The sequence below is a fragment of the Actinoplanes sp. NPDC026623 genome (assembly GCF_040638275.1).
Lineage (GTDB): Bacteria > Actinomycetota > Actinomycetes > Mycobacteriales > Micromonosporaceae > Actinoplanes.
The window spans coordinates 1-24,817 of record NZ_JBEZXZ010000137.1 but is presented as its reverse complement, the minus strand read 5'-3'; the positions used below and the strand labels follow the sequence as shown (position 1 = coordinate 24,817).

Sequence of the window (24,817 nt, the reverse complement as noted above, 5' to 3'; positions counted from 1 at the left end):
GCGACCGCCACGGCGAGCAGCGCGCCCAGCGGCCCGGCGAGCCGGTGCCGTCCCCGCTCCTTGTACGCCAGCAGCGCGCCCCGCAGCGCGCCCTCGTAGGCCCCGACCGCCGTGCAGGAGGGCATTCCGGGCGGCGGGGGTGTCGGGGCCGTCGGAAAGGGCGTCAGGGCCTCCAGCGCGGCCGCACAGCCGGCACACACCCCGAAGCGCAGCGGCACCCGCTCGGCGCCGCAGCCGGCGCAGGCACCCGGCAGGATCAGATCCGCCAGGCCGGCGCCGAGGACTGACAACCGTGACGAGGCCACCCGGCACGCTCAGCGCAGGAAGAACGGCGCGGTGGGCGCCACACCGGACGGCGGGTTCGCCGACGGCTGGGCGAGATCACCGGCCAGGATCCGGGCCGGGGCGAACTGCACGTCGAAGGCGGCGCCGTTGGCCACGTACGCCACGTTGTCGGAGCTGCCCTTGCCCGCGGTCGGGCCCACCGGGTACGCCGTCAGGTAGCTCACGTTCGTCGTGCCGATGTCGTCGAGGCGGGCCGACACCTGGGTGCCGTCGATCGTCACCTCGAAGATCGCCACCCGGTTGCGGTCGGCGCGGCCGCCGGCGACGGTCAGCCAGGTCTCGCTGCTCCAGTCGAGCGCGGTCACCCGGCGCAGCGGCGACGTCAGGATGTGCCGCGACTGGCGCACCTGCACCCCGTCCCCGTTGGTCGCCAGCGCGGCGATGAACACCTTGCCGCCCGCCGCCAGCGCGATCCGGCGGCCGTCCGGCGCCACCGCGACGGCGGTGATGCCCGTGATCGCGCCCGGCACGCCCACCGCGGCGACCGCCGAGCCGTCCGAGGCGAAGCTGTAGAGCCGCCCGCCGACGGTGACCAGCCCGACCGCGGGGATGTGCGGGTCCTCGGAGGTGATCGCCCAGACCGGCTGGCCGACGGTGCCGCCGGGCAGGCGCACGGCGGCCGGCGCGGCCTGCTCCCCCGCCCGCGCCGCGGCGACGCGCAGCTCCTGCCGGGCGCCGGCGCCGACCACGAGGGCGGCGAACCGGCGGTCGCCGGCGGCGGCCAGGGCCGCGGCCCGGACGTTGCGGTTGGCCTCCGGGCGCAGCACCGGCACCGGGTCGGCGGCGTTCGGGAACCGCGCCATCCGGCGTACCTGGCCGTTGTAGATCACGAAGCGCTCCGGCATCGTCGCCAGCCCGTACGCCAGGTTGCTGGTGAGGTAGTCGGTGTCGTCGTAGCTGTGCTGGTCCTGGCTGCCGACCCGCAGCTTGAGCGTGCGCGGCAGGCTGGGCCGCAGCGACCACATGAGCTGGCGCCGGAGCCGGTCCAGCGCGGCCGGATCGTCGGGGGGCTGCACCGCCTGGCCGCTGAGGTTGACCTGCAGGGTGTCGTCGCTCACCGCGGGCACGTTGCCGTCGAGCGTGGTGGCGTCCGGCAGCGGCTCGACGGAGTCCTCGAGCCACGGCGACGGGCCGTCGATCAGCCACTTGATGACCTCGTTGGGCGCCTGCTCCGACGGCACGTCCTTGGACAGGTACCGCACGTCGGGCACCAGGCCGGTGTGCTCGAGATCCCAGAAGTAGAGGTTGCGGCGGTCATAGAAGGTGTTGAGCGCGCTGTCGCTGATCAGCAGCGTCTTCGGCACGCTCGTCACAAACAGCCCGTTCTTGCCGCTGATGAATCCGATGGTGAGCGGGTACTCGGTTGTGGCCTCGTTCGATTCCGGGTCCAGGATGCCGTTGTGGCCCAGCTTGCCGATCGTCTGGGCGCGCAGCGTCACCGCGACCTCGCCCGGGTTGACCAGCGGGTCCTCGACCAGGTGCACCACCGTGATGTCGGGGGGCTGCGGCGCCCGGAACTTGGCGGCGGCCGACGGCGAGAGGAACTCCTTGACCCGCTCCATCGCGCCGCTCGGGTCCCCGGCTGCGGCCTCGAGGTAGTACTGGACGAAGGTCCGCGCGTCGAGCGTGCTCTCGCGGCCGTGCCGGGTCGGCGCGATGTCGTCGCCGGCGGACGTGCCGGTCGACGGGCCCGCGCCGAGGGTGTGCACGTCCGTGCTGTCCGGGATGCCGCAGCCGCCGAGCAGGAGCACGACCAGCAGCGGCGCGGCCAGCACGGCCCGCAGGCGGGGGCTCACCGGGCCACCTCGGCGGGCTCACCGGCGTTGTCGGCGTCCGCCAGGGTTGCCTCGTCGAGGGCCGGGGGGTGCGCGTCGACGGCCCGGTCGCGAGGAATCAGCGGCAGCGGCGCCGCCACCAGGCGGTCGCCCGAGCGCACCGGGACGGTCAGCCGGAACTGCGCGCCGCCGCCCGGCTCGCCCCACGCCTCCAGCCAGCCGCCGTGCAGCCGCGCGTCCTCGACCGCGATCGACAGGCCCAGCCCGGTGCCGCCGGTCTGCCGGGCCCGGGACGGGTCGGCGCGCCAGAATCGGTTGAACACCAGCCGCTCCTCGCCCTGCTTGAGCCCGACGCCGTGGTCCCGGACGGTGACCGCGACGGCGGCCTCGTCGGTGGCCAGGGTGACCTCCACCGGCCGGCCCTCGCCGTGCTCGACGGCGTTGCCGACCAGGTTGCGCAGCACCCGCTCGATGCGGCGGGGGTCGACCTCCGCGATGACCGGCGTCTCCGGCAGCCGCAGCTCGATACTCACGCCGACCCGCTCGCCCAGCCCGGCCAGGCGCTCGGCGACCCGCTCGACGATCGGCACCAGGTCGGTGTATTCGGCGTCCAGCGCGGCGAAGCCCGCGTCGAACCGGCTGATCTCCAGCAGGTCGGTCAGCAGGCTCTCGAAGCGGTCGAGCTCGGTCTGCAGCAGCTCGGCGCTGCGCGCCACCGCCGGGTCGAACTCCTCGCGCTCGGAGAAGAGCAGGTCGGCCGCCATCCGCACGGTGGTGAGCGGGGTACGCAGCTCGTGCGACACGTCGGAGGTGAAGCGCCGCTGCAGCCTCGACATCTCCTCCAGGCGCACGATCTGACGCTGCAGGTTGGCCGCCATCTGATTGAACGAGGCCGCCAGCAGGGCCAGGTCGTCCTCGCCGTCGACCTTCATGCGCTGGTCGAGCAGGCCGGCCGAGAGCCGCTGCGCGGTGCGCGCGGCGATCCGCACCGGCGTCACCACCATGCCGGTGACCAGGCCGGCGACGACCCCGAGCAGGATGACCAGCGCCAGGCCGGTGACCAGCACGATGGTCCGGATCTGATTGGCCGCCCGGTCCTCGGTGGTCAGCGGCACGAGGTAGTAGAGCTCGACACTGCCGAAGCTGGTCGGCACCGGCGAGCCGTACACGAGGTATTTGGTCTGCACGCCGCCGACGGTGGCGGTGCGGATCTGCTGCGCGACCTGACCGGAGTCGGCGACGGCGTGCACCATGTCCGCGGTGATCAGCGACGTGGTGTCCACCTTCACCGAGGTGACCGGCTTGAGGTCGGGGAAGTGGTCGGCCCGCAGCGAGACGATCGCGCCGCCGCTCTCCGCCGAGTCGCCGTCGGCGAGCCGGTTGACGGTGTCGATGATCGTCGCCGGCAGCGTCCGGTCGAACACCTGCCGGTGCACGGTGAGCTGCTGGTACGCATATTCCGTCTTGCCCAGCATCTGGGCGTGCACCTCGTCCTCGGCGCGGTCCAGCAGAATCTGCGTGCTGCTGTAGGCGATGAACCAGCCGAAGCCGCCGACCAGCAGGCTGGACGCCACCAGGGTCAGGGTGACGACCCGCAGGTGCAGCGAGCGGCGCCAGGCCCGGCGGGCGGGCGCGGCCACCTGCAGGCCCCGGCGCACGCCCAGGCGCCATTGCCGCCGCACCAGTCGAAGGGTGCGGCGGATGGGCATCGGGAGCCAGGGGGGAGCATGCATATCGGGGGCAAGGTTAGCCCCTCGGCGCCGTTATCCGGTCCCCGCCTTGTAGCCGACCCCGCGCACCGTGAGGATGATCTCCGGCCGCTCGGGGTCCGGCTCGATCTTGGCGCGCAGGCGCTGCACGTGCACGTTCACCAGCCGGGTGTCCGCCGCGTGCCGGTAACCCCAGACCTGCTCGAGCAGCACCTCGCGGGTGAAGACCTGGCGCGGCTTGCGGGCGAGCGCGACCAGCAGGTCGAACTCGAGCGGCGTCAGCTTCACCTCCTCGCCGTCGCGGGCGACGGTGTGCGCGGGCACGTCGATGGTGATCTGGTTGCCGGGCGGCCCGATGGTGAGCATCTCCGGCGCGGCGTCCTCGCCCCGGCGCAGCCGGGCGCGCATCCGCGCGACCAGTTCCTTCGGCTTGAAGGGCTTGACCACGTAGTCGTCGGCGCCGGATTCCAGGCCAAGCACCACGTCGACCGTGTCGCTCTTGGCCGTCAGCATGACGATCGGAACGCCCGACTCGGTCCGGATGGCCCGGGCCACGTCGATGCCGCTCATGCCCGGCAGCATCAGGTCCAGCAGGACGATGTCGGGCCGGCTTTCCCGGAACGCGGCGAGGGCACGCTCGCCATCGGCGACGAAGGACGGTAGGAAACCTTCGCTGCGCAGGACGATGCCGAGCATCTCGGCCAGCGCTGGGTCGTCATCGACGACGAGTACCCGGGCTCTCATGCGATCCAATATTGCACTGTCCCCTTTCGGCCCGTGTGACCGCCCGGCGATCATCTGGCGGCGCCGCTGCTGATCATGTCCCGGCGAGCGATAAAAAGCCAGGCTAGGCGAAGAGCGCGCGACCCCAGAAGTCGTCCGGTCCGGTCACGCCGGGCGGGCAGGCGAACAGGCCGAGGGAGACCGCCTTGAGGTACTCGTTCATGTCGTCGCGGCGCGCGAGGTTCCGCTGGATCGGCACGTACTGCTTACGGGGATCACGCTGGTACGCCATGAAGAAGAGGCCGGCATTCAGCCTTCCGAGGCCGTCTGAGCCGTCGACGAAGTTGTAGCCGCGGCGCAGCAGCCGGGCGCCGCCGTTCACCGTCGGGTGGGCCAGCCGGACGTGCGAGGTGAGCGCGATTAGCGGCTGGCCGTCGGCGCCGACGGCGTCCAGGTTCGGCTCGTCGAACTCGTCGGACCCGCCCAGCGGCGCGCCCGATCCCTTGGTCCGGCCGACGATCATCTCCTGCTCGGCCAGCGACGTGCGGTCCCACGTCTCGACGATCATCCGGATCTTGCGGGTCACCAGGTAGGCGCCGCCCGTCATCCAGTCGGGCCCGTCGCCCGGCCGCACCCAGAGGTGATCGCGCAGCAGGTCCGTCTCCTCGAGCTTCAGGTTGGCGGTGCCGTCCTTGAAGCCGAACAGGTTGCGCGGCGTCGTCTGGGTGTGCGACGTCGACGAGGTACGCCCGAAGCCGAGCTGCGACCAGCGCACGCTGACCACGCCCATGCCGATCCGGGCCAGGTTGCGGATCGCGTGCACCGCGACCTGCGGATCGTTGGCGCAGGCCTGCACGCAGAGGTCGCCGCCCGAGATGGCGGCGTCGAGCACGTCGCCCGGGAAGTGCGGCAGGTCGGCGAGCGCCGCCGGGCGCCGGGCGGCGAGGCCGAAGCGGTCCCGGCCGGTCGTGTCGCGAAACAGCGTCGGGCCGAAGCCGACCGTGACGGTCAGCCCCGACGGCGGCAGCCCCAGCGCCTCGCCGGTGTCGTCCGGCGGGGCCTCCGGCACGCCGCTGACCGCGCCGACCTCCCCGGCGTCGCGGCCGGCGGTCATCCGCGCGGCCGCGGCGGTCCAGTCCTTCAGCATGCCGATCAGCCGGTCGCGGTCCTTCGTGATGACGTCGAACGCCACGAAGTGCAGCCGGTCCTGCGCGGGCGTGACGATGCCCGCCTGGTGCTCGCCGTTGAACGCGACGGAGCCCTGGGCCGGGTCCGGTGCTTCGCCCGCGGACGCGCCGTTGACCAGGGCACCGCCGACGGCGGCCGCGCCGGCGACCCCGGCCACTCCGGCACCGGCGAGCGCGATGGCCCGCCGGCGCGAGATGGTGTTCTCGGACATCTTCGGATCCCTACTTCTTCGCAACCACGGCGGCCACCTTGCTGATGGGCTCGGCGAGCGCGTTGATCGCGTCCGAGAGACCCTTCAGGTCGGCCTCGGTCAGGGTGTTGTGCAGCTTCCAGCCGTCGCCGTCGCGGTACTTCGCCAGCGCGGCGTCGACGTTCGCGAACTCGGCGTCGAGCGACTTGACCAGCGCGGGGTTGCGCTCCTCGAGCACCGGGCGCAGCGCGGCGATGGCGGCCTTGGAACCCTCGACGTTGGCATTGAAGTCCCACAGGTCGGTGTGCGAGTAGCGGTCCTCCTCGCCGGTGATCTTGCCGCTGGCGACCTCGTCGAGCAGCTCCTTGGCGCCGTTGGCGAGCTGCAGCGGGGAGAGCTTCTCGGCGTTGGCCAGCGCCACGATCTGCTTGACGTCGGTCAGCAGCCGGTCGGCGATCGGGCCGTCCTTGGCCACGTCCGGCTTGGCGGCCCACAGGTCCTTCTCGAGGCGGTGGAAGCCGGTGAACTCCATGCCCTCCTCGAGGACCTCCTCGCGGCCGTCGATCTTCGGGTCGAGGTCGCCGAAGATCTCCGCGACGGGCTCGATGCGCTCCCAGTAGGTCCGGACGATCGGGAACAGCGCCCGGGCCTTCGCGACGTCGCCGGCCTTGACCGCGGCCACGAACTCCTCGGTCTTCGGCAGCAGCGCGGCGGTCTGGCTCCGCACGTACCGCGAGTAGCCGGCCGTGGCGTCGGCGAGCTTGGCGTCGTCGGTCAGCGGCGCGGCCGAGCCGGAGACGGTCAGCGCGGTCCGGATGCCCTTGCCGATCATGCCGGGCTTGCAGGCGGTCTCGTAGGAGCCGGCCGGCAGCTCGACGTGCAGCTCCCGGGAGAGGCCCGGCGCGATGTTCTCGACCTCGGCGATCACCCGGTCGCCGGGCGCGTAGACGTAGAACTCGGTGACCTTGTTGCCGCCGTTGGTGATCGCGAAGACGGCGGTGCCGGCGTCGATCGTGTTCCGGGCGATCTCGCAGCTCGTGTCGTTGGCCTTGACCGTGATCGGCCCGCCCGCGGCGCCGGCGGAGCTGCTGTCGGCGCCGTCGCCGTCGCACGCGGCAAGGGCGCCACCGAGGACGCCGATGGTGGCGAGGGCGATGATTCGGGTGGTGCGCATGGGCAGGTTTCTCCTACTGCTGCGGCGCTGGCGCCGGGGTGGTCTTCTCGGGGGTGACGGCCGCCCTCTTGCGGGCCGGCCAGAGGAACAGGACGAGCACCGGCACGCCGTACGCGACCCAGGCGACGCTCTCGAGCACGGACGCCGTCGGGGTGATGTTGAACATCCCGGTCAGCAGCGCGGTGTACCAGGCCGACGGGTCGAGCACGCCGCTGACGTCGTACGCCAGGTTGTTCAGGCCCGGGAGGATCCCGGACTCCTGGAAGTCGTGCACGCCGTACTTGCCGATCCCGGCGGCGACCAGGATGAGCAGCGCACCGGTGACGGTGAAGAAGACCGAGAGGTTGATCCGCACCGCGGTGGCGTACATCAGGTATCCGATGACGACCGCGGACCCGATGCCGGCCAGCAGCGCGTAGAGCGGGCGGCTGTTGTCGGCGGCACCCTGCACGGCGGAGTAGAAGATCAGCGAGGTCTCGAGGCCCTCGCGGACGACGGCGAGGAAGGCCATGACGGCGACCGCGATCGAGCCGACCGCCAGCGCGTCGTTGAGCCGGCCGCGCAGCTCCCCCGCGATGGTGCGGGCCGCACTGCGCATCCAGAAAATCATCCAGGTGACGAAGACCACGGCGAGGATCGAGGTGACCGCCTCGAAAAGCTCGCGCTGCTCGTACTTCTGCAGCAGCGTTGTCGAGGTGTAGCTGAGCAGCCAGCCGAAGAAGACGGAGAGCGCGATGGCGAGCCCGACGCCGGCCCAGACCTGCACCAGCCGGTCCTTGCGGTCGGACTTCACCAGGAAGGCGATCAGGATGCTCACCACCAAGGTGGCTTCCAGTCCCTCACGCAGACCGATGAGGTAGGTGGCGAGCATGTCACTCCGTTTGCTAAGGCATCCCTAAGTAAGGCTTGGCACACCTTAGTCCGAAGCGGGGCGCTCCCGTCAAGTCCAGCCCCATGCGACCCAGCCGTCGGCCCTATAGGACGCCCGAACCTTTTCCCGTACGGGCACACGCGCATCAGGCGCAACACCGGGGCCGAGTGGCACACCGGGTCGGCGGGCGTGGGGTCGCGCTACGGGGACCGGCCGGCGGCAGTGACGATCCAGATAGCGAACGAGGCGGCCGGCGGCGAAGACGATCCGGACAGCGAACGGGGCGGCGGATCAAAGATCCGTCGCCCCGTTCATCCCCCCGGTTTGGTACCGCGCGCGTCCGTGGGACCCCCCGATCACCAATGACGCTGCGTGTTTATAGATTCACACTCCGCACATACCCCTGTCAAGCAAATGCAGAAATTTCCTGTTTTGTGCCCCTTCAGGTATCGCCGATGGTGTCGCGGCACAGCTCACGGTGAGCGGTGACGGCGCCGCGGAGGCCCGGAACGAAGGGCCTCGGCCCTGCGGCGGCCCGGATCGAGCGATGGCGGTGGCGGCGCCGGGCTCAGGTTGAGCAGTGGCGCGAGTTGGGACTCGGGTGAGCGGTGGCGCGGCTCCGGGCTCAGGTTGAGCAGTCGCGGCGCCGGGCTCGGGGTGAGCGGTGGCGCGTGGCGGGGCTCGGGTGAGCAGTCGCGGCGCCGGGCTCGAGGTGAGCGATGGCGCGAGTCGGGGCTCGGGGTGAGGGTCAGGGGTGGGCCGTAGCGCGGCTCGGGGCTCAGGTTGAGCAGTCGCGGTGCCGGGCTCGGGGTGAGCGGTGGCGCGGGGTGAGGGTCGGGGGTGCGTGGTGGCGGGGGTTGGATCAGTTGGCGACGGAGGCGACGAAGATCTCGCCGACGCCGGCCACGGTGGCTGGGCCGGTCTCGGCGGGGACGTAGGCGGCGGTTCCCGGGGTGATCTCCACCGGGGTTCCGTCGACTGTCTCGGCCACGTGGACGTCGCCGCTGGTGCCCAGGATGATGCGGGGGCCCGCGCCCGGCAGGCGCAGCGGTGGCGTCGTCGGGGTCAGGGTCATCCGGTGGAGCGCGAACTCGCGCACCGGGACCTTCCAGGTCTGCACCCCCGGCGCCACCTGTGTGGCCGGGAGGATCGGATCGTCGAGCACCTCGAAGCGGAGCACCCGCAGCAGCTCGTCGACGTCCACGCGCTTCGGGGTCAGGCCGCCGCGCAGGACGTTGTCGCTGGCCGCCATGATCTCGATGCCGGTGCCGGCCAGGTAGGCGTGCAGGTTGCCCGCCGGCATCCAGATCGCCTCGCCGGGCGCCAACCGGACGCGGTTGAGCAGGAGCGCGACCAGCACCCCCGGATCGCCCGGGTAGTGCCCGGCCAGGTCGATCACCAGCTCGTGGTCGGGCCCGGGCGGCGTCGCGGCCCCGGCCGCCGCCACCACCTCGTCGATCAGCGTCGTGCGGTCGCCCGCCGGCCAGGTCAGCAGCGCCCGGACCGCGTCACGCAGGCCGTCGGGGCCGGTGCGCAGCGCCGCGGCCACCGGCGCCAGGCGCGGGATGCCGAGGCCCTCGATCGCCCGCGCCGACACCTCCGGCGCCCGGAAGCCGCAGAGCGCGTCGAACGGCGTGAGCGCGACAAGCATCTCCGGCTTGTGGAACGCGTCCGTGTAGTTGCGGGGCCCGCCCGGGTCCGCCTCCTGCGCCGCGTACGCCTGCCTCGCGTAGCCGGCGTCGGGGTGCGCCTGCAGCGACAGCGGCGCCTCCGCGGCAAGGACCTTCATCAGGTACGGCAGGCGTACGCCGAACTCGGCCGCGACCTCCGCGCCGAGCTGGCCCTTCGGGTCGTCCTCGATCAGCACGGCGAGGCTGACCGGGCCGTCCGGGCCGACGACCGTCGACGGGTCGCCCGGATGGGCGCCCAGCCACAGCTCCGCCTCGGGGGCGTCGCTCGGCGCGGGCCGGCCCTGCAGCTCGGCGATCGACGTGCGCGAGCCCCAGGCGTAGGGCCGGATGACGCCTCGCAGTGGGAAGACAGCAGCCACAGCCACCCCGTTCCTGAACAGTTACGCCGTCGCGGGTTCCGCGGCGGTCGCGGGCGGCGGGGCGGCGGCCCCGGGGTGGTAGATGTCCGGCTCCAGATAGATCACCCGGGCGACCGGCAGGGCCGCCCGGATCCGGGCCTCGGACTCGTTGATGTGCCGGGCCACGTCGTCGGCGGTCTCCGTCGGCGACACCCCGATCTTCGCGGCGACCAGCAGCTCGTCGGGGCCGAGGTAGAGCGTCTTCATGTGGATGATGCGCTCGACGCCGACCCCGGCCAGCACGGCCTGCTCGATCTTCGCGAGGTCCTCGGGGCTCGCCCCCTCGCCCAGCAGCAGGCTCTTGGTCTCGATCGCGAGGACGATCGCGATGGCCACCAGCAGGGTGCCGATGGCCGCGGTGCCGAAGGCGTCCCAGAGGCCGTCGCCGGTGATCAGGGTCAGCACGACGCCGAAGAGCGCGAAGACCAGGCCGAGCAGCGCGCCGGCGTCCTCGAGCAGCACGACCGGCAGCTCCGGGGCCTTGGCGCGGCGGATGAAGGAGACCCACCCCGCCTTGCCGCGGATCAGGTTCGACTCCTGGATCGCCGTCTTGAACGAGTAGCCCTCCAGGCCGATCGCGACGAGCAGCACCGTCACCGGCACCCACTGCCACGAATCGATGCCATGACGATCGTGGAACTTGTGGTAGGCCTCGTAGAGCGCGAAGAGGCCACCGACGCTGAACAGCACGATCGAGACGATGAACGCGTAGATGTAGCGCTCACGGCCGTACCCGAAGGGGTGTTCGGGGGTGGCCTTGCGGGTCGACCGCTTGCCGCCGAGCAGCAGCAGCGCCTGGTTGCCGGAGTCGGCGACCGAGTGGATGGCCTCGGCCAGCATGGAGGAGGAACCGGTCAGCCCCCACGCGATGAACTTGGTGACCGCGATGCCCAGGTTGGCCCCGAGCGCCGCGACGATCGCCTTGGTGCCGCCGCCTGCGCTCACTTGAGGCCCTCGGGCATCGGATTGCTCAGCTCCTTCATCTCGTTGATCGCCGGGACCGCCATCGGGTCGAGGCCGTGCGCCAGCGCCAGGTAGATCGAGGCGAAGTCGGGGACCGCGACCAGCGACGCCAGCCGCTCCAGGGCGGAGCCGCCCTCGGCGGTGACCACGTCGCAGCGCACGCCCCGGCGTTCCGCGAGGATCTGCACCGCGTCCGCGCGGCGCTCCTCGACGGCCACCGGCTCGTCGGCCTCCTCCTCCGGGTTGAGGCCGCCGTCGCGCAGCACGACCAGCCGCAGCCGGGTCGCCACCTCGGCCTCGGCGTCCGGGTCGGCGAAGATGTCGTGCGCCGATTCGGCGAGCCCGCCGAACGGCCCGTCGAGCAGGCCGACGCGGCCGCGGCCGGCCTCGCCCAGCGCGCCGGCCATCACCGGGTAGCGGGCATTCGCGGCCAGCGTGTCGGCGAAGCGGCGGGCGGCGACCGTGGCGAGCGGCGACGAGCCCCAGACGATGGGGATCGAGCCCGCCAGGCCGAGGGCCAGGGACTTCGCCGGGTTCACGAAGGACTCGGCGCCGGCGCGGCAGCGCTCGGCGTCGGCGTCGAGGCGCGCCGCCGTCTCCGCGAGGTCGGCCTCGTTGACCTTGACCAGGCCGAGGCTGCGGGCCGCCAGCAGGACCGGCACGGCCAGGCCCCAGAGGCTGGCCCGGGCCGGTGCGCGGCGCGGCACCGGGATGAACGGCGCCCGGGCCCGCTCGGCCATCGCCTGCAGCTCGGAGTCGGGGTTGCCGATCGCCACCAGCCGCGCGCCGCGGCGGGCGGCGGCGTCCGCGGCGGCCAGCGCCTCGGGGCTGCGGCCGCTGGCGGAGACGGCGATGACCACATCGGCGGCGCCGACCCAGCCGGGCACGCCCGCGCTGCGGTGCCCGATGACCGGGACCGGGCAGCGCGGGCCCGCGACGGTGGCGAGGATGCTGCCGGTCAGGCCGGCGGTGCCGATGCCGGCGACGACGACCGCGCGGGGCCGGCCCTCGTCGGCCAGCGCGCTCAGGTTGGCCTCGGCGGCCAGCGCCGCCGACTCGCGGACCTGGGCGCCCGCGGACGCCGTGGCCCGCAGCATGCCGCCCGGATCGTTGTCGGCCATCGACTTCTCGTCCTCGAGCAGCGCCTCGTCCGCCACGCGGCGGCCGGTCAGGCCCGCGGACCCCTCGAACGGGCCGGCCATCAGGAGGCCTTTCCGGGTGTGATCGCCTCGTCCAGCAGCAGCACCGGAATGTCATCACGCACCGGGAAGACGCGACCACACTCGGTGCACGTCAGCGTCTGCGCGCCGGCGTCGTAGTCGAGCGGCGCGTGGTGTGTGTCCGGGCAGGCCAGAATCTCCAGCAACTGCGGGTCGAGGGCCACCGAACGGCTCCTTAAGGCATGCGCGGGCAGTGTCGTGGATCCAGGTGATCCTAGCCGCGAACGATGGAGAGCACCTCGTCGCGGAGGGCTGCCATGCGGTCCGGCTTCGCCGCCTCGACGTTCAGGCGCAGCAGCGGCTCGGTGTTCGACGCGCGCAGGTTGAACCACGAACCGTCGGCGAGCTGGGCGGTCGTGCCGTCCAGATCGTCGAATGTGGCGTCCGGGAACGCCGCACGCACCTCGGCCACCTTGGCCGCCGCGTCGGCGACCGTGGAATTGATCTCACCCGAGGCGCAGTAGCGCTCGAACTCGGCCGCGAACTCCGACAGCGCAAGCGGCTGGGCGCCGAGCGCCGCCAGCACGTGCAGCGCGGCGAGCATGCCGGTGTCGGCGAACCAGAAGTCGCGGAAGTAGTAGTGCGCCGAGTGCTCGCCGCCGAAGACCGCGTTCGTCCGGGCCATCTCCGCCTTGATGAAGGAGTGGCCGACCCGGCTGCGCACGGGCACGCCGCCGTTCTCCTTGATGATCTCGGGCACGGCGGCCGACGTGATCAGGTTGTGGATGATCGTGCTGCCCGGGAAGCGGGCCAGCTCCCGCTTCGCCACCAGCGCGGTGATCGCCGACGGCGAGACCGGGTCGCCGCTCTCGTCCACCACGAAGCAGCGGTCGGCGTCGCCGTCGAACGCGAGGCCCAGGTCGGCGCCGTGCTCGCGGACCGCGGCCTGCAGGTCGACCAGGTTGGCCGGGTCGAGCGGGTTGGCCTCGTGGTTCGGGAACGAGCCGTCGAGCTCGAAGTAGAGCGGCACGATCTCCAGAGGCAGCGCCGGCAGCAACTGGTCGCCGAGCACCGCCGGGACGGTGAAGCCGCCCATTCCGTTGCCGGCGTCGACGACGACCTTGAGCGGACGGATGCCCGAGAGGTCGACAAGCGAGCGCAGGTGCCCGGCGTAGTCGGCCAGCAGGTCGCGGTGCTCGATCGCCGGCGGCACCTCGGCAACCGCGTCGAGGTCGCCGAGCAGCTCCTCGGCGCGCATGCGGACGATGGCCAGGCCGCTGTCCTGGCCGACCGGCCGGGCGCCGGACCGGCACAGCTTGATGCCGTTGTACTGCGCCGGGTTGTGGCTGGCGGTGAACATCGCGCCGGGCAGGCCCAGCACGCCCGAGGCGTAGTAGAGCTGGTCGGTGGAGCCGAGCCCGGTGTGCACGACGGCCGAGCCGGCCGAGTTGGCGCCGGCGGCGAACGCGGCGGCCAGCGCGGGGCCGGTCTCGCGCATGTCGTGGGCGATCACGATCCGTTCCGCCTCGTCGCCGGACTCCCGGAGCATCTCCACGAACGCCGTGCCCAGCGCGCGGGCCACCGTCTCGTTGAACTGGTCCGGCACGACGCCACGGACGTCGTACGCCTTGACCAGCTGGGACAGATCAGTCAACGCTCACTCCTCGGCACGGCAATTCAGACTCGCCGAGAGTAACGGAGCGGAGGCAATCAAAAGGTTTCAACGTCGCGGCGTCACCGTCTCGGGACCGTCACGTCCGGGCGCCGCCGATCAGGGCGTCCCGGCAGGCCCGGTCCGCCGCCCGGGTGGTCTCCGGCAGCCGGAACCGCGGCGTCAGCGCGAGGGTCAGCCCGCACGCGGTGTCGAGGTCCATCCGGTGACCCACGGAGACGAAGACGGGCTTCACCGCGTCCCGGGTACGCAGCACCGCGCCGACCACCTCGCCGCCATCGACCAGCTCCGATCGGTCGCCGCGCCGCTCGCCCACCGGCTCCCACGCGCCGACCAGCGGCGTCTTGCCGACGCCGAACGACGGCAGCCCGGTCAGCACCCCGAGGTGGCAGGCGAGCCCGAACCGGCGCGGATGGGCCAGCCCGTGCCCGTCGCAGATCAGCACGTCCGGCCGGACGGTGAGCCGGTCCAGCGCGTCGAGCAGCGCCGGGATCTCCCGGAAGGCGAACAGGCCGGGCACGTACGGGAAGGCCGGCCGGCCGTGCACCACCGCGCTGTCGCGGACCTCGTGTGTCCTCGCGTCGAGCACGACGATCGCGGCGGCGAGCCGCTCGCCGTCGGAGTGGTAGGCCACGTCCAGCCCCGCGACGGTCGCCGGATCGGCCGGGCCGGGCCCGCCGATCAGCCGCTGGCGCAGCGCGTCCTGGACGGCGAGGGCCTCTTCTTCCGTACCCGGGGAATCGATCACGGGCGCAGACGCTAGCGCAGCGGCGCACCGGCCGCGGGGTGGTTTCCCGCCCCGCGGCCGGTACGGCTCACGCCGCTAGCGCCGCGAGCTCCTCGGGTGTGAGCACTCGGCTGCGGATCAGGAAGCGCACCCCCTCGGGCGCCTCCAGACTGAAGCCGCCACCCCGGCCCGGCACCACGTCCACCGTGAGGTGGGTGTGCTTCCAGGCCTCGAACTGCGAGGTGCTCATCCAGAAGGAGATCGGTTCGTCCACGCCGTCGATGTGCAGCTCCTCGAGCAGGACATCGCTCGCCCCGGTGCGGAACTCCCCCTCGAGGTAACACATCGGGGAGCTGCCGTCGCAGCAGCCGCCGGACTGGTGGAACATCAGCGGGCCGTGCTGCCCCCGCAGCGACCGCATCAGGTCGGCCGCGGCGGGGGTCACGTCTACTCGGGCTCCCATGGCCTAGAAGAAGCCCATGGCCTTGGGCGAGTAGCTGACCAGCAGATTCTTCGTCTGCTGGTAGTGGTCCAGCATCATCTTGTGGTTCTCCCGGCCGATGCCGGACTGCTTGTAACCGCCGAACGCGGCGTGCGCCGGGTAGAGGTGGTAGCAGTTCGTCCAGACCCGGCCGGCCTTGATCTCCCGGCCCGCCCGGTACGCCGTGTTCATGTCGCGCGTCCACAGGCCGGCGCCGAGGCCGTACAGGGTGTCGTTGGCGGTCTTGATCGCGTCGGCGTAGTCGGAGAACGAGGTCACCGAGACCACCGGGCCGAAGATCTCCTCCTGGAAGATCCGCATCGAGTTGGCGCCCTCGAAGACGGTCGGCTGCACGTAGTAGCCGCCGGACAGGTCGCCGCCGAGGTCGGCCCGGGACCCGCCGATGAGGACCTTGGCGCCCTCCTGCCGGCCGATGTCGAAGTAGGACAGGATCTTCTCGAGCTGGTCGTTGGAGGCCTGGGCGCCGACCTGGGTGTCGGTGTCCAGCGGGTTGCCCTGCTTCATGTTCTCCACGCGCTTGACGCCCGCGGCCAGGAAGTCGGAGTAGTGCCCGCGCTGGATCAGCGCCCGCGACGGACAGGTGCAGACCTCGCCCTGGTTGAGCGCGAACATCGCGAAGCCCTCGAGCGCCTTGTCCATGAAGTCGTCGTCGGCAGCGCTGACGTCGTCGAAGAAGATGTTCGGGCTCTTGCCGCCGAGCTCGAGCGTGACCGGGATGATGTTCTCGGAGGCGTACTGCATGATCAGCCGGCCGGTGGTGGTCTCGCCGGTGAACGCGACCTTGGCCACCCGCTTCGAGGACGCGAGCGGCTTGCCGGCCTCGACGCCGAAGCCGTTCACGATGTTGAGCACGCCGGGCGGCAGCAGGTCGGCGACGAGCGACATCCAGTAGTGGATCGAGGCCGGGGTCTGCTCGGCCGGCTTGAGCACGACGGCGTTGCCGGCGGCCAGCGCGGGTGCGAGCTTCCAGACCGCCATCAGGATCGGGAAGTTCCACGGGATGATCTGCGCGACGACGCCGAGCGGCTCGTGGAAGTGGTAGGCGATGGTGTCGTCGTCGATCTCGCCGAGGGTGCCCTCCTGCGCCCGCAGCGCGCCGGCGAAGTAGCGGAAGTGATCGATCGCCAGCGGCAGGTCGGCGGCCATCGTCTCGCGGACCGGCTTGCCGTTCTCCCAGGCCTCGGCCACGGCGAGCTGCTCCAGGTTCGCCTCCATCCGGTCGGCGATCTTGTTGAGGATGTTGGCGCGCTCGGCTACCGAGGTACGGCCCCAGGCCGGCGCCGCGCCGTGCGCCGCGTCCAGCGCCCGCTCGACGTCGGCGGCGGTGCCGCGGGCGATCTCGCAGAAGTTCTGGCCGTTGACCGGCGAGGGGTTCTCGAAGTACCGGCCCTCGGCGGGCGGTACGTACTCGCCGCCGATCCAGTGGTCGTACCGGGATTCGTAGCTGACGATCGCGCCGTCTGATCCGGGCGGGGAGTAGATGGTCATCGGGGGGTCCTCCATACCTGGGTCGCCGCCCGGCGTTGGGCGGCGCAGATATGGGCGACGCTAGATACCCGGACGTTGCACGGACGTTGCACGCGGGCGGCCGCGCACCGGCAGGCGGCGCAGGCCGTACTCGGCGGCCAGCAGGGCGACCCGCTTCATCGCCAGCGGGCGGGCCGGCGAGCCCGGCGGCAGCGCGGTCGCGTAGGCCTCCCACATCTCCAGGTCCTCGGCGCCCCAGGGCGCGCCGACCCAGGTCTGGATCAGCCGCGGATCGCCGCCGGTCAGCACGGCCGCCCGCAGCCGGGAGTCGATCAGCCGGCGCAGCCGGACGACGCCCGGCGCGTCCGAGGACGGCAACAGCGGGCCCGCGTACGCGGCGAGCGCCTCGGCGACCCGGCCGCGCTCCAGCAGCCGCGTCACGGTCAGGAAGTCCGCCTCGATCTCGGCACGCAGCCGGTACGGCCGCGAGTCCAGCAGCTCGGGCCCGAGGATCCGGCGCAGCCGGGAGAGCTCCGCGCGTACGGTCACCGGGTTGAGATCGCCGGCGTACAGGTCGAAACCGAGCTGGTCCCCGGTCCGGCCCTCGGGGTGCATCAGGAGCAGCACCAGGAGCTCCGAGTGCCGGCGCCCGAGCCGGAGCCGCCGGCCGCCGACCGTCAGCGCGGCGTCCTCGCGCCCGGACACCGACACGGTGGCGGCGTGCGCCGCCGGCTGCGGCAGGTGCGCGCTCAGGTAGGCCTCGGCCGCCAGCGCGGTGGCCCGGACCAGCGCGAGGCTGTGCGGGTTGGCCAGGTGGTCGCCGCCGGTGACGTCGATGGCGCCGAGCAGCCGCCCGGTCGCGGGATCGTGGATCGGCGCCGCCGCGCAGGTCCAGCGCTGCACGCCGCGGGTGAAGTGCTCGGTGGCGAAGATCTGCAGCGGGTGGTCGACGGCGAGGGCCGTGCCGGGCGCGTTGGTGCCGGCGTGCGCCTCGTCCCAGCGGGCGCCCGGCACGAAGTTCATCGACTCGGCGCCGCGCAGGACCGACGCGGTGCCCTCGACCCAGAGCAGCCGGCCGTGCGCGTCGCAGACCGCCATCAGGTGCCCGCCGTCGTCGGCGAGCCCGCCGAGCAGGTCCCGGAAGATCGGCAGCACCCGGGCCAGCGGATGCGCCGCCCGGTACGCCTCGAGCTCGCCGTCGCTGAGCTCGATGGGCGCGGTGCCGTCCGGGCTGACCAGCGCGCCCGCGGAGCGCCGCCAGGAGTCGGCCACCACTGGGCGCACCTGCGTCCCGGCCTGCTCGCCCGTCACGAAACGTTCGTGTGCCCGGCCCACCTGGCTGATGTGCTCGGTGGGGTCGGCGCCGAGGGCGAGTGCGAGCCACGGGTTCGACATGCGCACCTCCAGTCCCGTCCATCGTGTCCCGCATCACGCCCGGCGACAACCGTCCGTTCGCCGGTGGCGCCGGACCACATCGGCCCGTGGGCGGCATAGGCTGCGATGGTGGAGGACACGACAGCGTTCTATGTCGCCGGCGTTGCGTCGCGCGGCGACGAAGTGGTGACGGTGACGCATCCGTACGACGGCCGCGTGGTCGGGCGTACGACGTGGGCCGGGGACGAGCAGGTCGAGGCCGCCGTCGCGGCGGCGGCCGCGGTCGCCGACCGGGCCGCGGCCCTGCCCGCGCACGTCCGCGCGGCGGCCCTGGACCATGTCTCGAGCCGCCTCGGCGAGCGCCGCGAGGAGATCGCCGCGCTGATCACCGCCGAGAACGGCAAGCCGCTGAAGTGGGCGCGGATCGAGGCCGACCGGGCCCGTTCGGTGTTCCGCTGGGCGGCCGAGGAGGCCCGCCGGTTCGCGGGCGACCTGCAGCGGCTCGACACCGACCCGGGCGGCGCCGGCCGGATCGCCGTGGTCAAGCGGGTGCCGCGCGGCCCGGTGCTGGGCATCTCGCCGTTCAACTTCCCGCTGAACCTGGTCGCGCACAAGGTCGCCCCGGCCATCGCGGTCGGCGCGCCGATCGTGCTCAAGCCGGCGCCCGCGACCCCGCTGACCGCCCTGCTGCTCGGCGAGATCCTGGCCGAGACCGACCTTCCGGCCGGCATGTTCTCGGTGCTGCCGGTCCCGAACGAGCGGGCGGCGGCCCTGGTGGCCGACCCGCGGCTGCCGATCGTGTCGTTCACCGGTTCCGGCCCGGTCGGCGCGCAGATCCGCCGCGCGGCGCCGGACAAGCACGTGACGCTCGAACTCGGCGGCAACGCGGCCGTGCTGCTCTGCGCTGACTACGGCAGCGACGAGGACCTCGGCTGGGCGGCGCAGCGGGTGGCGACCTTCGGCACCTACCAGGCCGGGCAGAGCTGCATCGCGGTGCAGCGGGTCTACGTGCACGCCGGCCTGACCGGCTTCCTGCCCCGGCTGATCGACGCGGTCTCGGCGCTGCACACCGGCGACCCCGGCGATCCCGACGTCGAGGTCGGCCCGATGATCAGCGAGGACGCGGCGAAGCGCGTCGAGGACTGGGTGCAGGAGGCGGTGGCGGCCGGCGCCACCGTGGTCGCCGGCGGCAAGCGCGAGGGCGCGACCTATCCCCCGACGATCCTCACGGACGTGCCGCCGGGCTCCAAGGTGGTCGCCGAGGAGGTCTTCGGCCCGGTGCTCGTGGTCTCCGAGGTGGCCGACGACGCGGCCGGCTTCGCGGCGATCAACGATTCGGCGTACGGGCTGCAGGCCGGGGTCTTCACGCACAGCATTCAGACGGCGTTCTCGGCGCACCGGGAGCTGAAGGTCGGCGGCGTGATCGTGGGCGACGTGCCGTCGTACCGGGCGGATCAGATGCCGTACGGCGGGGTGAAGGGCAGCGGCGTCGGCCGCGAGGGGGTGGCGAGCGCGATGGACGACTACACGGAGCCCCGCGTCATGGTGCTGACCGGAGTGGATCTGTAGAACGGACTCGAAGGACGGCGGCTCCCACGTGGGGCCGCCGTTCTTTCGTCTCCCCGATCAGTGCCATGCCTACGGGTGATCGATCTTTCCGGGGGTTCGGGGGACCATATTCCTCCCGTCCTCGTTTGTGCCCCCGGACGGAGTTCGTCTGCTATGCGTACCCTCAAGTTGTTTGTGATCGGGCTCGCGCTGGCCGCCCTGGCCGGTTGCGGCCCGGCCGTTGCCGACGTGAATCTCCCGATCCGGGTCGGCGCCGCGCCGGTCGTGCCGTCCAGTTCACCCGCGCGGTCCCCCTCTGCGTCCGCCTCGCCGTCGGCCTCCACCGCGCCGCCCGGCCGGCAACGACCCGCGGCCGACCCGCGGCGGGCCGACCCGGTGCGGAACAAGCCGGCCGGGAAGCCGAAGACCGGCCGGGTCGGGCACGGTCCGTCCGACAGCCTGATGAGGACCGGCGGCGCCGGGGTCGCGCTGACCTTCGACGACGGCCCCGATCCCGTGCAGACGCCGCGGATGCTCGACCTGCTGCGCCGGCAGGGGGTCAAGGCGACCTTCTGCCTGGTCGGCCGCAACGTCGCGGCGCACCCCGACCTGGTCCGGCGGATCGCCGCCGAGGGGCACACCCTGTGCAACCACACCTGGCGGCACAGCCTGACGCTGGGTAAGCGCAAGCCGGCCACGATCGAGGCGGACCTGCGGCGCACCAACGACGCCATCCGCGCGGCCGTGCCCGGCGCGGAGATCAGGTACGTACGCGCGCCCGGCGGCAACTTCACCGACGCCTTCGTGGCGGCCGCCGCCGGCCTCGGCATGAAGTCGATCTACTGGCAGGTCGATCCGCGGGACTGGGACCACCCGGGCGGCGAGTCGGGCGCGGCGCACCGGGCGAAGGTCGTCAGGGCGGTGAAGAAGCACGTGCACGAGGGCTCGATCGTGCTCTCACACGATTACGGGCAGCCGGAGACCATCGCCGCCTACCAGCAGTTGATCCCCTGGCTGAAGAGCCGATACCGGCTGGTCGCGCTGCCCTGAGCCTCAGTGCGAGGGCGGGATGACGCGCAGGTGGCCGCGGCGGCCGGTCTGGTGGCCCGGCAGGTTGTCGTGCCCCTCCGGGCGCGGTGGCGGCGCCGGGCGGGCGGCCTCGCGGACCGCGTCGGCCAGGGCGACCAGGTCGTCCGTGGTGGGCGGGGGCGGCGCGAAGTCGCCGTCGTGGCGCACCAGCTCCCAGCCGCGGGGCGCGGTCAGGCTGCGGGCGTGCGGCTCGCACAGGTCGTAGGTGTGCGGCTCCGCGAAGGCGGCCAGCGGGCCGACCACGGCGGTCGAATCGTTGTAGACGTAGGTCAGCGTAGCGACCGCCTGTCGTGGACAGCCGTTGCGGGAGCAGCGCCGTGGTGACCTCACGGCGGCACGTTATCTCCCCGCGGGGGCGCGCAGCCACGACACGCCGATCCACCATGCATCACGATTTTGACATGGCGCACCGACACGCCGTCCCAATGGGACGAATTCACAGGGACGAAACGCGGCCAGTACGGCCTGACCACCTGCGACGCCCCGCGCGGGCTAGGCTGACGGTCGTGACTACCAGCCCCGACCGCCGCCGGTCCGGCACCGAACCCGGCCGGTCCGCTCGTGCCGCCGGACCGGGCCGGCCCGCTCGCCGGGACCGGCACGGGCGTGGGCTCCGCGGACGCCTCGTGCCGGCGACCGTGCCGCTCGCCCGCACCAAGGCCGAGATCTTCGACGACCTGGTCCTGGACACCGTCGAGAGCCTCGAGCGGCGCTATGCCAAGGAACTGGCGGGCGTCGAGTTCGCCGTGGAAGACGTGCCGCCCGACCTCAACGTCTACGACTCGGATGTGCTCGAGGACGGCGAGGTGCCCCTGGCCCGGCTGCTGCCGGGTCGTCCGGGTCGCCAGGAGCTTCCGCCGCGGATCGTGCTCTATCGGCGGCCGCTGGAATTCCGGGCGATGGACCGCGAGGACCTCGCCGACCTCGTTCACGATGTGATCATTGAGCAGGTAGCCAACCTGCTCGGCGTGGATCCTGACGAGCTTTCCTGAGACGGCCCCCCGGCGTCAGCAGGAATTCTCCGATCAGGCGACCCGCCGCTTGAGCTTGCGTCGCTCGCGTTCGCTGAGTCCACCCCAGATGCCGAAGCGTTCGTCGTGCCCCAGCGCGTATTCCAGGCACTCGGCCTTCACGTCGCAGCGACCACAGATCCGCTTCGCCTCGCGCGTCGAACCGCCCTTCTCCGGGAAGAAAGCCTCTGGATCGGTCTGCGAGCAAAGCGCCCGTTCCTGCCACTCGGGCGCATCCCCGAGCAGGTCTACCCCTTCAACCTGCGCTTCCATCGGCGTGCCTCCTTTTCCGCGCCGGCAGCGATGCCTGCGCTGACCCCCCACGCACGCGGCGTGTTTCTTGCGGAAAATCACGGTTCGCGACCCGTCATTCCCACAACCCCACCGAAATTACACGCGTGTAAGACGTGCGTCGTCAAGCCGAACCTGATAAATAGGCCCGTTTCCCCGAGGCTCCGTCGCCGCCTCGTGGTCCCGTTCCAGCCCTATCTCTCAGGACCACTGGAAAGTAACGCGAGGTCGGCGCGTCGAGTCCAAATTACCCCATTTTGTGACCTGATGACTAGCGGCGGCCATACACGGTCGTGCGCTCGGCGGCGGGACGACCCGCAGCCGCGGCCAACTCCTTCAGCTGCGCGACCGTACGCGCGGAGCCGTGCTCGGACCCGGCCATCCGCGAAATCGTCTCCTCCATCAGCGTGCCGCCGAGGTCGTTGCAGCCGCCGTTGAGCATCGCGGTCGTGCCCTCGTCGCCCAGCTTCACCCAGGAGCACTGGATGTTGCCGATCCGGCCGTGCAACAGGATCCGCGCCATCGCGTGCACGACCCTGTTCTCCCGCCAGGTCGGGCCGGGCCGGGCGATTCCGGCCAGATAGATCGGCGCGTTGGTGTGGATGAACGGCAGCGCGACGAACTCGGTGAAGCCGCCGGTCACGTCCTGAATCCCGGCCAGCACCCGGAAGTGGCCCAGCCACTGGCGCGGATGGTCGACGTGGCCGTACATCATGGTCGAGCTGGAGCGGATGCCGACCTGATGCGCCGTGGTCACCACGTCGATCCACGCCGACGCGGGCAGCTTGCCCTTGGTGAGCACCCAGCGCACGTCGTCGTCGAGGATCTCGGCGGCGGTGCCCGGGATCGTGTCGAGGCCCGCCTCGCGCAACTCGGTGAGCCACTCCCGCACCGAGACACCCGCCTTGGCCGCGCCGGTGACGATCTCCATCGGCGAGAAGGCGTGCACGTGCATGCCGGGCACCCGGCGCTTCACTGCCCGGACCAGGTCGGCGTATGCGGTGATCGGCATCTTCGGGTCGATGCCGCCCTGCATGCAGACCTCGGTGGCGCCGTCCTTCCAGGCCTCCTCGGCCCGGTCGGCCACCTGCTCGACCGACAGCCGGTAGGCGTCCGCGTCCTTCTCGCGCTGTGCGAACGCGCAGAACCGGCAGCCCACGTAGCAGACGTTCGAGAAGTTGATGTTGCGGTTCACCACGTAGGTGACCTCGTCGCCGTTGACCTCCCGGCGCAGGTCGTCGGCGAGGCGGGTGAGCTCGTCCAGCGCCGAGCCGTCGGCGTTGAACAGGGCCATGGCCTGCGCCTCGTGCGCCGGGTCGAGCAGCGCGCCCGGGTCCTCGTCGGCCAGCTTCAGCCCCGCCAGCACGTCGGACTCGACGCGGGGCACCACCTTGCCCGCCCCGGCCGCGACCGCCTCCGCGGAGACGTGCGACGCCACCTCGTCCCAGTCGCCGTAGACGCTGTCGAAGTCGCCGCGGCGGTCGCCGGTGCGGCCCTCGGTGTCGATGGAGGCGAACAGGTCGATCCGGCCGCCGGCCGCGTAGGCGTCGTCGGGCTCCTGCCACGGCAGCCCCGCGGGCATCGCGTCCTCGCGGGCGAGGCCGGTCGCCGGGTCGGCGAGCGCGGCCACGTGCGCGGCCAGCCGCGGGTCGAGCCAGTTCTCCCCGCGGCGGATGTACTCCGGGTAGATGGTCAGGCGCTCGCGCAGCTCGAAGCCGGCCTCCCGCGAGTGCTGCCGCAGCGCCTCGATCTGCGGCCACGGGCGCTCGGGGTTGACGTGGTCGGGCGTCACCGGGGAGACCCCGCCCCAGTCGTCGATGCCCGCGCGCAGCAGCAGGGCGTATTCCCCCGCTATGAGGTTGGGCGGGGCCTGGATCCGGGCTCGCGGGCCCAGCAGGATCCGGGCCACCGCGACCGTGGTGGCGAGCTCGCGGAGCTCGGCGTCCGGCATCCCGCGCATCGCCGTGTCCGGCTTGGCGCGGAAGTTCTGGATGATGACTTCCTGGATGTGGCCGAACTCGCGGGCCGTGTGGCGCATCGCGAAGATCGCGTCGACCCGCTCGGCGGGGGTCTCGCCGATGCCGATCAGGATGCCGGTGGTGAACGGGACGCCGACCCGGCCGGCGTCGTCCAGCACCCGCAGCCGGACCGCGGGCTCCTTGTCGGGCGAGCCGAAGTGCGGCGCGCCCGGCTCCGACCAGAGCCGGGTCGCCGTCGTCTCCAGCATCATGCCCATGCTCGGCGCCACCGGCTTGAGCCGCTGCAGCTCGGCCCAGCTCATGACGCCCGGGTTCAGGTGCGGCAGCAGGCCCGTCTCCTCGAGCACGGCGATCGCGCAGGCCCGCACGTAGTCGAGGGTCGTGTCGTAACCGCGCTCGTCGAGCCACTGCCGGGCCGCCGGCCAGCGCTCCTCGGGCCGGTCGCCGAGGGTGAACAGGGCCTCCTTGCAGCCCTGCGCGGCGCCCTCGCGGGCGATCGCCAGCACCTCGTCGCGCTCCAGGAACGCCGCCGGCAGGCGGTGCGGCACGGTCGCGAACGTGCAGTAGTGGCAGCGGTCCCGGCAGAGCCGGGTCAGCGGGATGAAGACCTTTTTCGAATACGTGACGACGCCGGGCCGGCCGGCCTCGCGCAGGCCCGCGTCGCGCACCCCGCCGGCGATCGCCAGCAGCTCGTCAAGGAGCGGCCCTTCGGCCGCCAGTAGGGCGGTCGCCTCGTCGGCATCGACCGCCTTGCCCAACTGGGCACGCTTCAGCGCACGTCGGATGCCGGCCTCAGTCACGTCTGCCACCCGTGCAGCCTAGGCCGGAATGCGGCCGGCCGCGTTCGAGGTGACCCGGTGGCCGCAGTGGCGTGGACGCACGTCGACCGGTCGATCGCGGGCGCGGCGGAGTTCGCCACGACCAACGTGGTCGGCACCCAGGTGCTGCTGGACGCGGCCCTGCGGCACGGC

Annotated in this window: 21 protein-coding genes and 2 pseudogenes; 4 read left to right on the top strand and 19 right to left on the bottom strand. The window is 72.4% G+C overall.

Annotated elements, in window-relative coordinates; all coding sequences use genetic code 11:
- The 16 genes and pseudogenes from AB0F10_RS31250 to AB0F10_RS31175 form a co-directional block, all read right to left on the bottom strand.
- Positions 1–290: pseudogene (locus AB0F10_RS31250) on the bottom strand (ComF family protein); the annotation flags it as partial.
- A 24-nt stretch (positions 291–314) separates the two neighbouring features.
- Entirely contained in the window at positions 315–2,141 is a 1,827-nt protein-coding gene (locus tag AB0F10_RS31245) for an LpqB family beta-propeller domain-containing protein (protein WP_360633023.1), read from the bottom strand.
- On the bottom strand, positions 2,138–3,829 hold the full coding sequence (mtrB, locus tag AB0F10_RS31240) for an MtrAB system histidine kinase MtrB (RefSeq protein ID WP_360633020.1): 1,692 nt from the start codon (positions 3,827–3,829) through the stop codon (positions 2,138–2,140). The genes AB0F10_RS31245 and mtrB overlap by 4 nt, the downstream gene beginning before the upstream one ends.
- 54 nt (positions 3,830–3,883) lie before the next feature.
- Entirely contained in the window at positions 3,884–4,573 is a 690-nt protein-coding gene (gene mtrA, locus AB0F10_RS31235) for an MtrAB system response regulator MtrA (protein WP_360633017.1), read from the bottom strand.
- Positions 4,574–4,676: 103 nt separating this feature from the next.
- On the bottom strand, positions 4,677–5,951 hold the full coding sequence (efeB, locus tag AB0F10_RS31230; RefSeq protein ID WP_360633014.1) for an iron uptake transporter deferrochelatase/peroxidase subunit: 1,275 nt from the start codon (positions 5,949–5,951) through the stop codon (positions 4,677–4,679).
- 10 nt (positions 5,952–5,961) lie between these two features.
- Positions 5,962–7,104 carry an iron uptake system protein EfeO gene (gene efeO, locus AB0F10_RS31225; RefSeq protein WP_360633011.1) on the bottom strand — a complete coding sequence of 381 codons (1,143 nt, stop codon included), beginning with the start codon at positions 7,102–7,104 and terminating at the stop codon, positions 5,962–5,964.
- Between the two features lie 13 nt (positions 7,105–7,117).
- Complete coding sequence (gene efeU / locus AB0F10_RS31220; protein WP_360633008.1) at positions 7,118–7,975, bottom strand: iron uptake transporter permease EfeU; 858 nt, start codon at positions 7,973–7,975, stop codon at positions 7,118–7,120.
- An 862-nt stretch (positions 7,976–8,837) separates the two neighbouring features.
- Positions 8,838–10,025, bottom strand: coding sequence for a mannose-6-phosphate isomerase, class I (gene manA, locus AB0F10_RS31215; protein ID WP_360633026.1), 1,188 nt, complete (start codon positions 10,023–10,025; stop codon positions 8,838–8,840).
- A 21-nt stretch (positions 10,026–10,046) separates the two neighbouring features.
- Positions 10,047–11,009 (bottom strand): cation diffusion facilitator family transporter, encoded by a 963-nt coding sequence (locus AB0F10_RS31210; protein WP_360633005.1) that lies wholly within the window; start codon positions 11,007–11,009, stop codon positions 10,047–10,049.
- Positions 11,006–12,229 carry an SIS domain-containing protein gene (locus AB0F10_RS31205; RefSeq protein WP_360633002.1) on the bottom strand — a complete coding sequence of 408 codons (1,224 nt, stop codon included), beginning with the start codon at positions 12,227–12,229 and terminating at the stop codon, positions 11,006–11,008. Before AB0F10_RS31205 ends, AB0F10_RS31210 begins: the two co-directional genes overlap by 4 nt.
- Positions 12,229–12,411: a Trm112 family protein gene (locus AB0F10_RS31200; protein WP_360632999.1), complete on the bottom strand. Its 183-nt coding sequence runs from the start codon at positions 12,409–12,411 to the stop codon at positions 12,229–12,231. The genes AB0F10_RS31205 and AB0F10_RS31200 overlap by 1 nt, the downstream gene beginning before the upstream one ends.
- A 50-nt stretch (positions 12,412–12,461) precedes the next feature.
- Positions 12,462–13,841: a phosphomannomutase/phosphoglucomutase gene (locus AB0F10_RS31195; protein ID WP_360632996.1), complete on the bottom strand. Its 1,380-nt coding sequence runs from the start codon at positions 13,839–13,841 to the stop codon at positions 12,462–12,464.
- Between the two features lie 97 nt (positions 13,842–13,938).
- The gene (locus AB0F10_RS31190) at positions 13,939–14,607 is read right to left on the bottom strand and encodes an endonuclease V (protein WP_360632993.1); all 669 of its coding nucleotides are present in this window, start codon (positions 14,605–14,607) and stop codon (positions 13,939–13,941) included.
- 67 nt (positions 14,608–14,674) lie between these two features.
- Entirely contained in the window at positions 14,675–15,049 is a 375-nt protein-coding gene (locus AB0F10_RS31185; RefSeq protein ID WP_360632990.1) for a DUF779 domain-containing protein, read from the bottom strand.
- A 3-nt stretch (positions 15,050–15,052) separates the two neighbouring features.
- Positions 15,053–16,576, bottom strand: coding sequence for an aldehyde dehydrogenase (gene adh / locus AB0F10_RS31180; protein WP_360632987.1), 1,524 nt, complete (start codon positions 16,574–16,576; stop codon positions 15,053–15,055).
- A gap of 60 nt (positions 16,577–16,636) precedes the next feature.
- The gene (locus AB0F10_RS31175; RefSeq protein WP_360632984.1) at positions 16,637–17,950 is read right to left on the bottom strand and encodes a GAF domain-containing protein; all 1,314 of its coding nucleotides are present in this window, start codon (positions 17,948–17,950) and stop codon (positions 16,637–16,639) included.
- A 108-nt stretch (positions 17,951–18,058) separates the two neighbouring features.
- Between AB0F10_RS31175 and AB0F10_RS31170 the strand changes: the two genes are divergently transcribed.
- Entirely contained in the window at positions 18,059–19,498 is a 1,440-nt protein-coding gene (locus AB0F10_RS31170) for an aldehyde dehydrogenase family protein (protein WP_360632981.1), read from the top strand.
- 153 nt (positions 19,499–19,651) lie between these two features.
- Positions 19,652–20,527, top strand: coding sequence for a polysaccharide deacetylase family protein (locus AB0F10_RS31165; protein WP_360632978.1), 876 nt, complete (start codon positions 19,652–19,654; stop codon positions 20,525–20,527).
- A 3-nt stretch (positions 20,528–20,530) separates the two neighbouring features.
- Here the strand turns inward: AB0F10_RS31165 and AB0F10_RS31160 are convergent, their stop codons facing one another.
- Positions 20,531–20,896 carry a DUF3499 domain-containing protein gene (locus tag AB0F10_RS31160; RefSeq protein WP_360632975.1) on the bottom strand — a complete coding sequence of 122 codons (366 nt, stop codon included), beginning with the start codon at positions 20,894–20,896 and terminating at the stop codon, positions 20,531–20,533.
- A gap of 296 nt (positions 20,897–21,192) precedes the next feature.
- Here AB0F10_RS31160 and AB0F10_RS31155 point away from each other — a divergent pair, with 296 nt between their 5' ends.
- Positions 21,193–21,558 (top strand): metallopeptidase family protein, encoded by a 366-nt coding sequence (locus tag AB0F10_RS31155; protein WP_184999260.1) that lies wholly within the window; start codon positions 21,193–21,195, stop codon positions 21,556–21,558.
- Between the two features lie 33 nt (positions 21,559–21,591).
- Here AB0F10_RS31155 and AB0F10_RS31150 read toward each other — a convergent pair whose 3' ends face one another.
- Positions 21,592–21,849 carry a WhiB family transcriptional regulator gene (locus tag AB0F10_RS31150; RefSeq protein ID WP_015619224.1) on the bottom strand — a complete coding sequence of 86 codons (258 nt, stop codon included), beginning with the start codon at positions 21,847–21,849 and terminating at the stop codon, positions 21,592–21,594.
- A 289-nt stretch (positions 21,850–22,138) separates the two neighbouring features.
- Positions 22,139–24,655, bottom strand: a complete 2,517-nt coding sequence (locus AB0F10_RS31145; RefSeq protein WP_360632972.1) for a bifunctional FO biosynthesis protein CofGH — start codon at positions 24,653–24,655, stop codon at positions 22,139–22,141.
- Between the two features lie 60 nt (positions 24,656–24,715).
- On the opposite strand from AB0F10_RS31145, the pseudogene AB0F10_RS31140 reads away from it, so the two are divergent.
- Positions 24,716–24,817 (top strand): annotated as a pseudogene (locus AB0F10_RS31140) (dTDP-glucose 4,6-dehydratase); the annotation flags it as partial.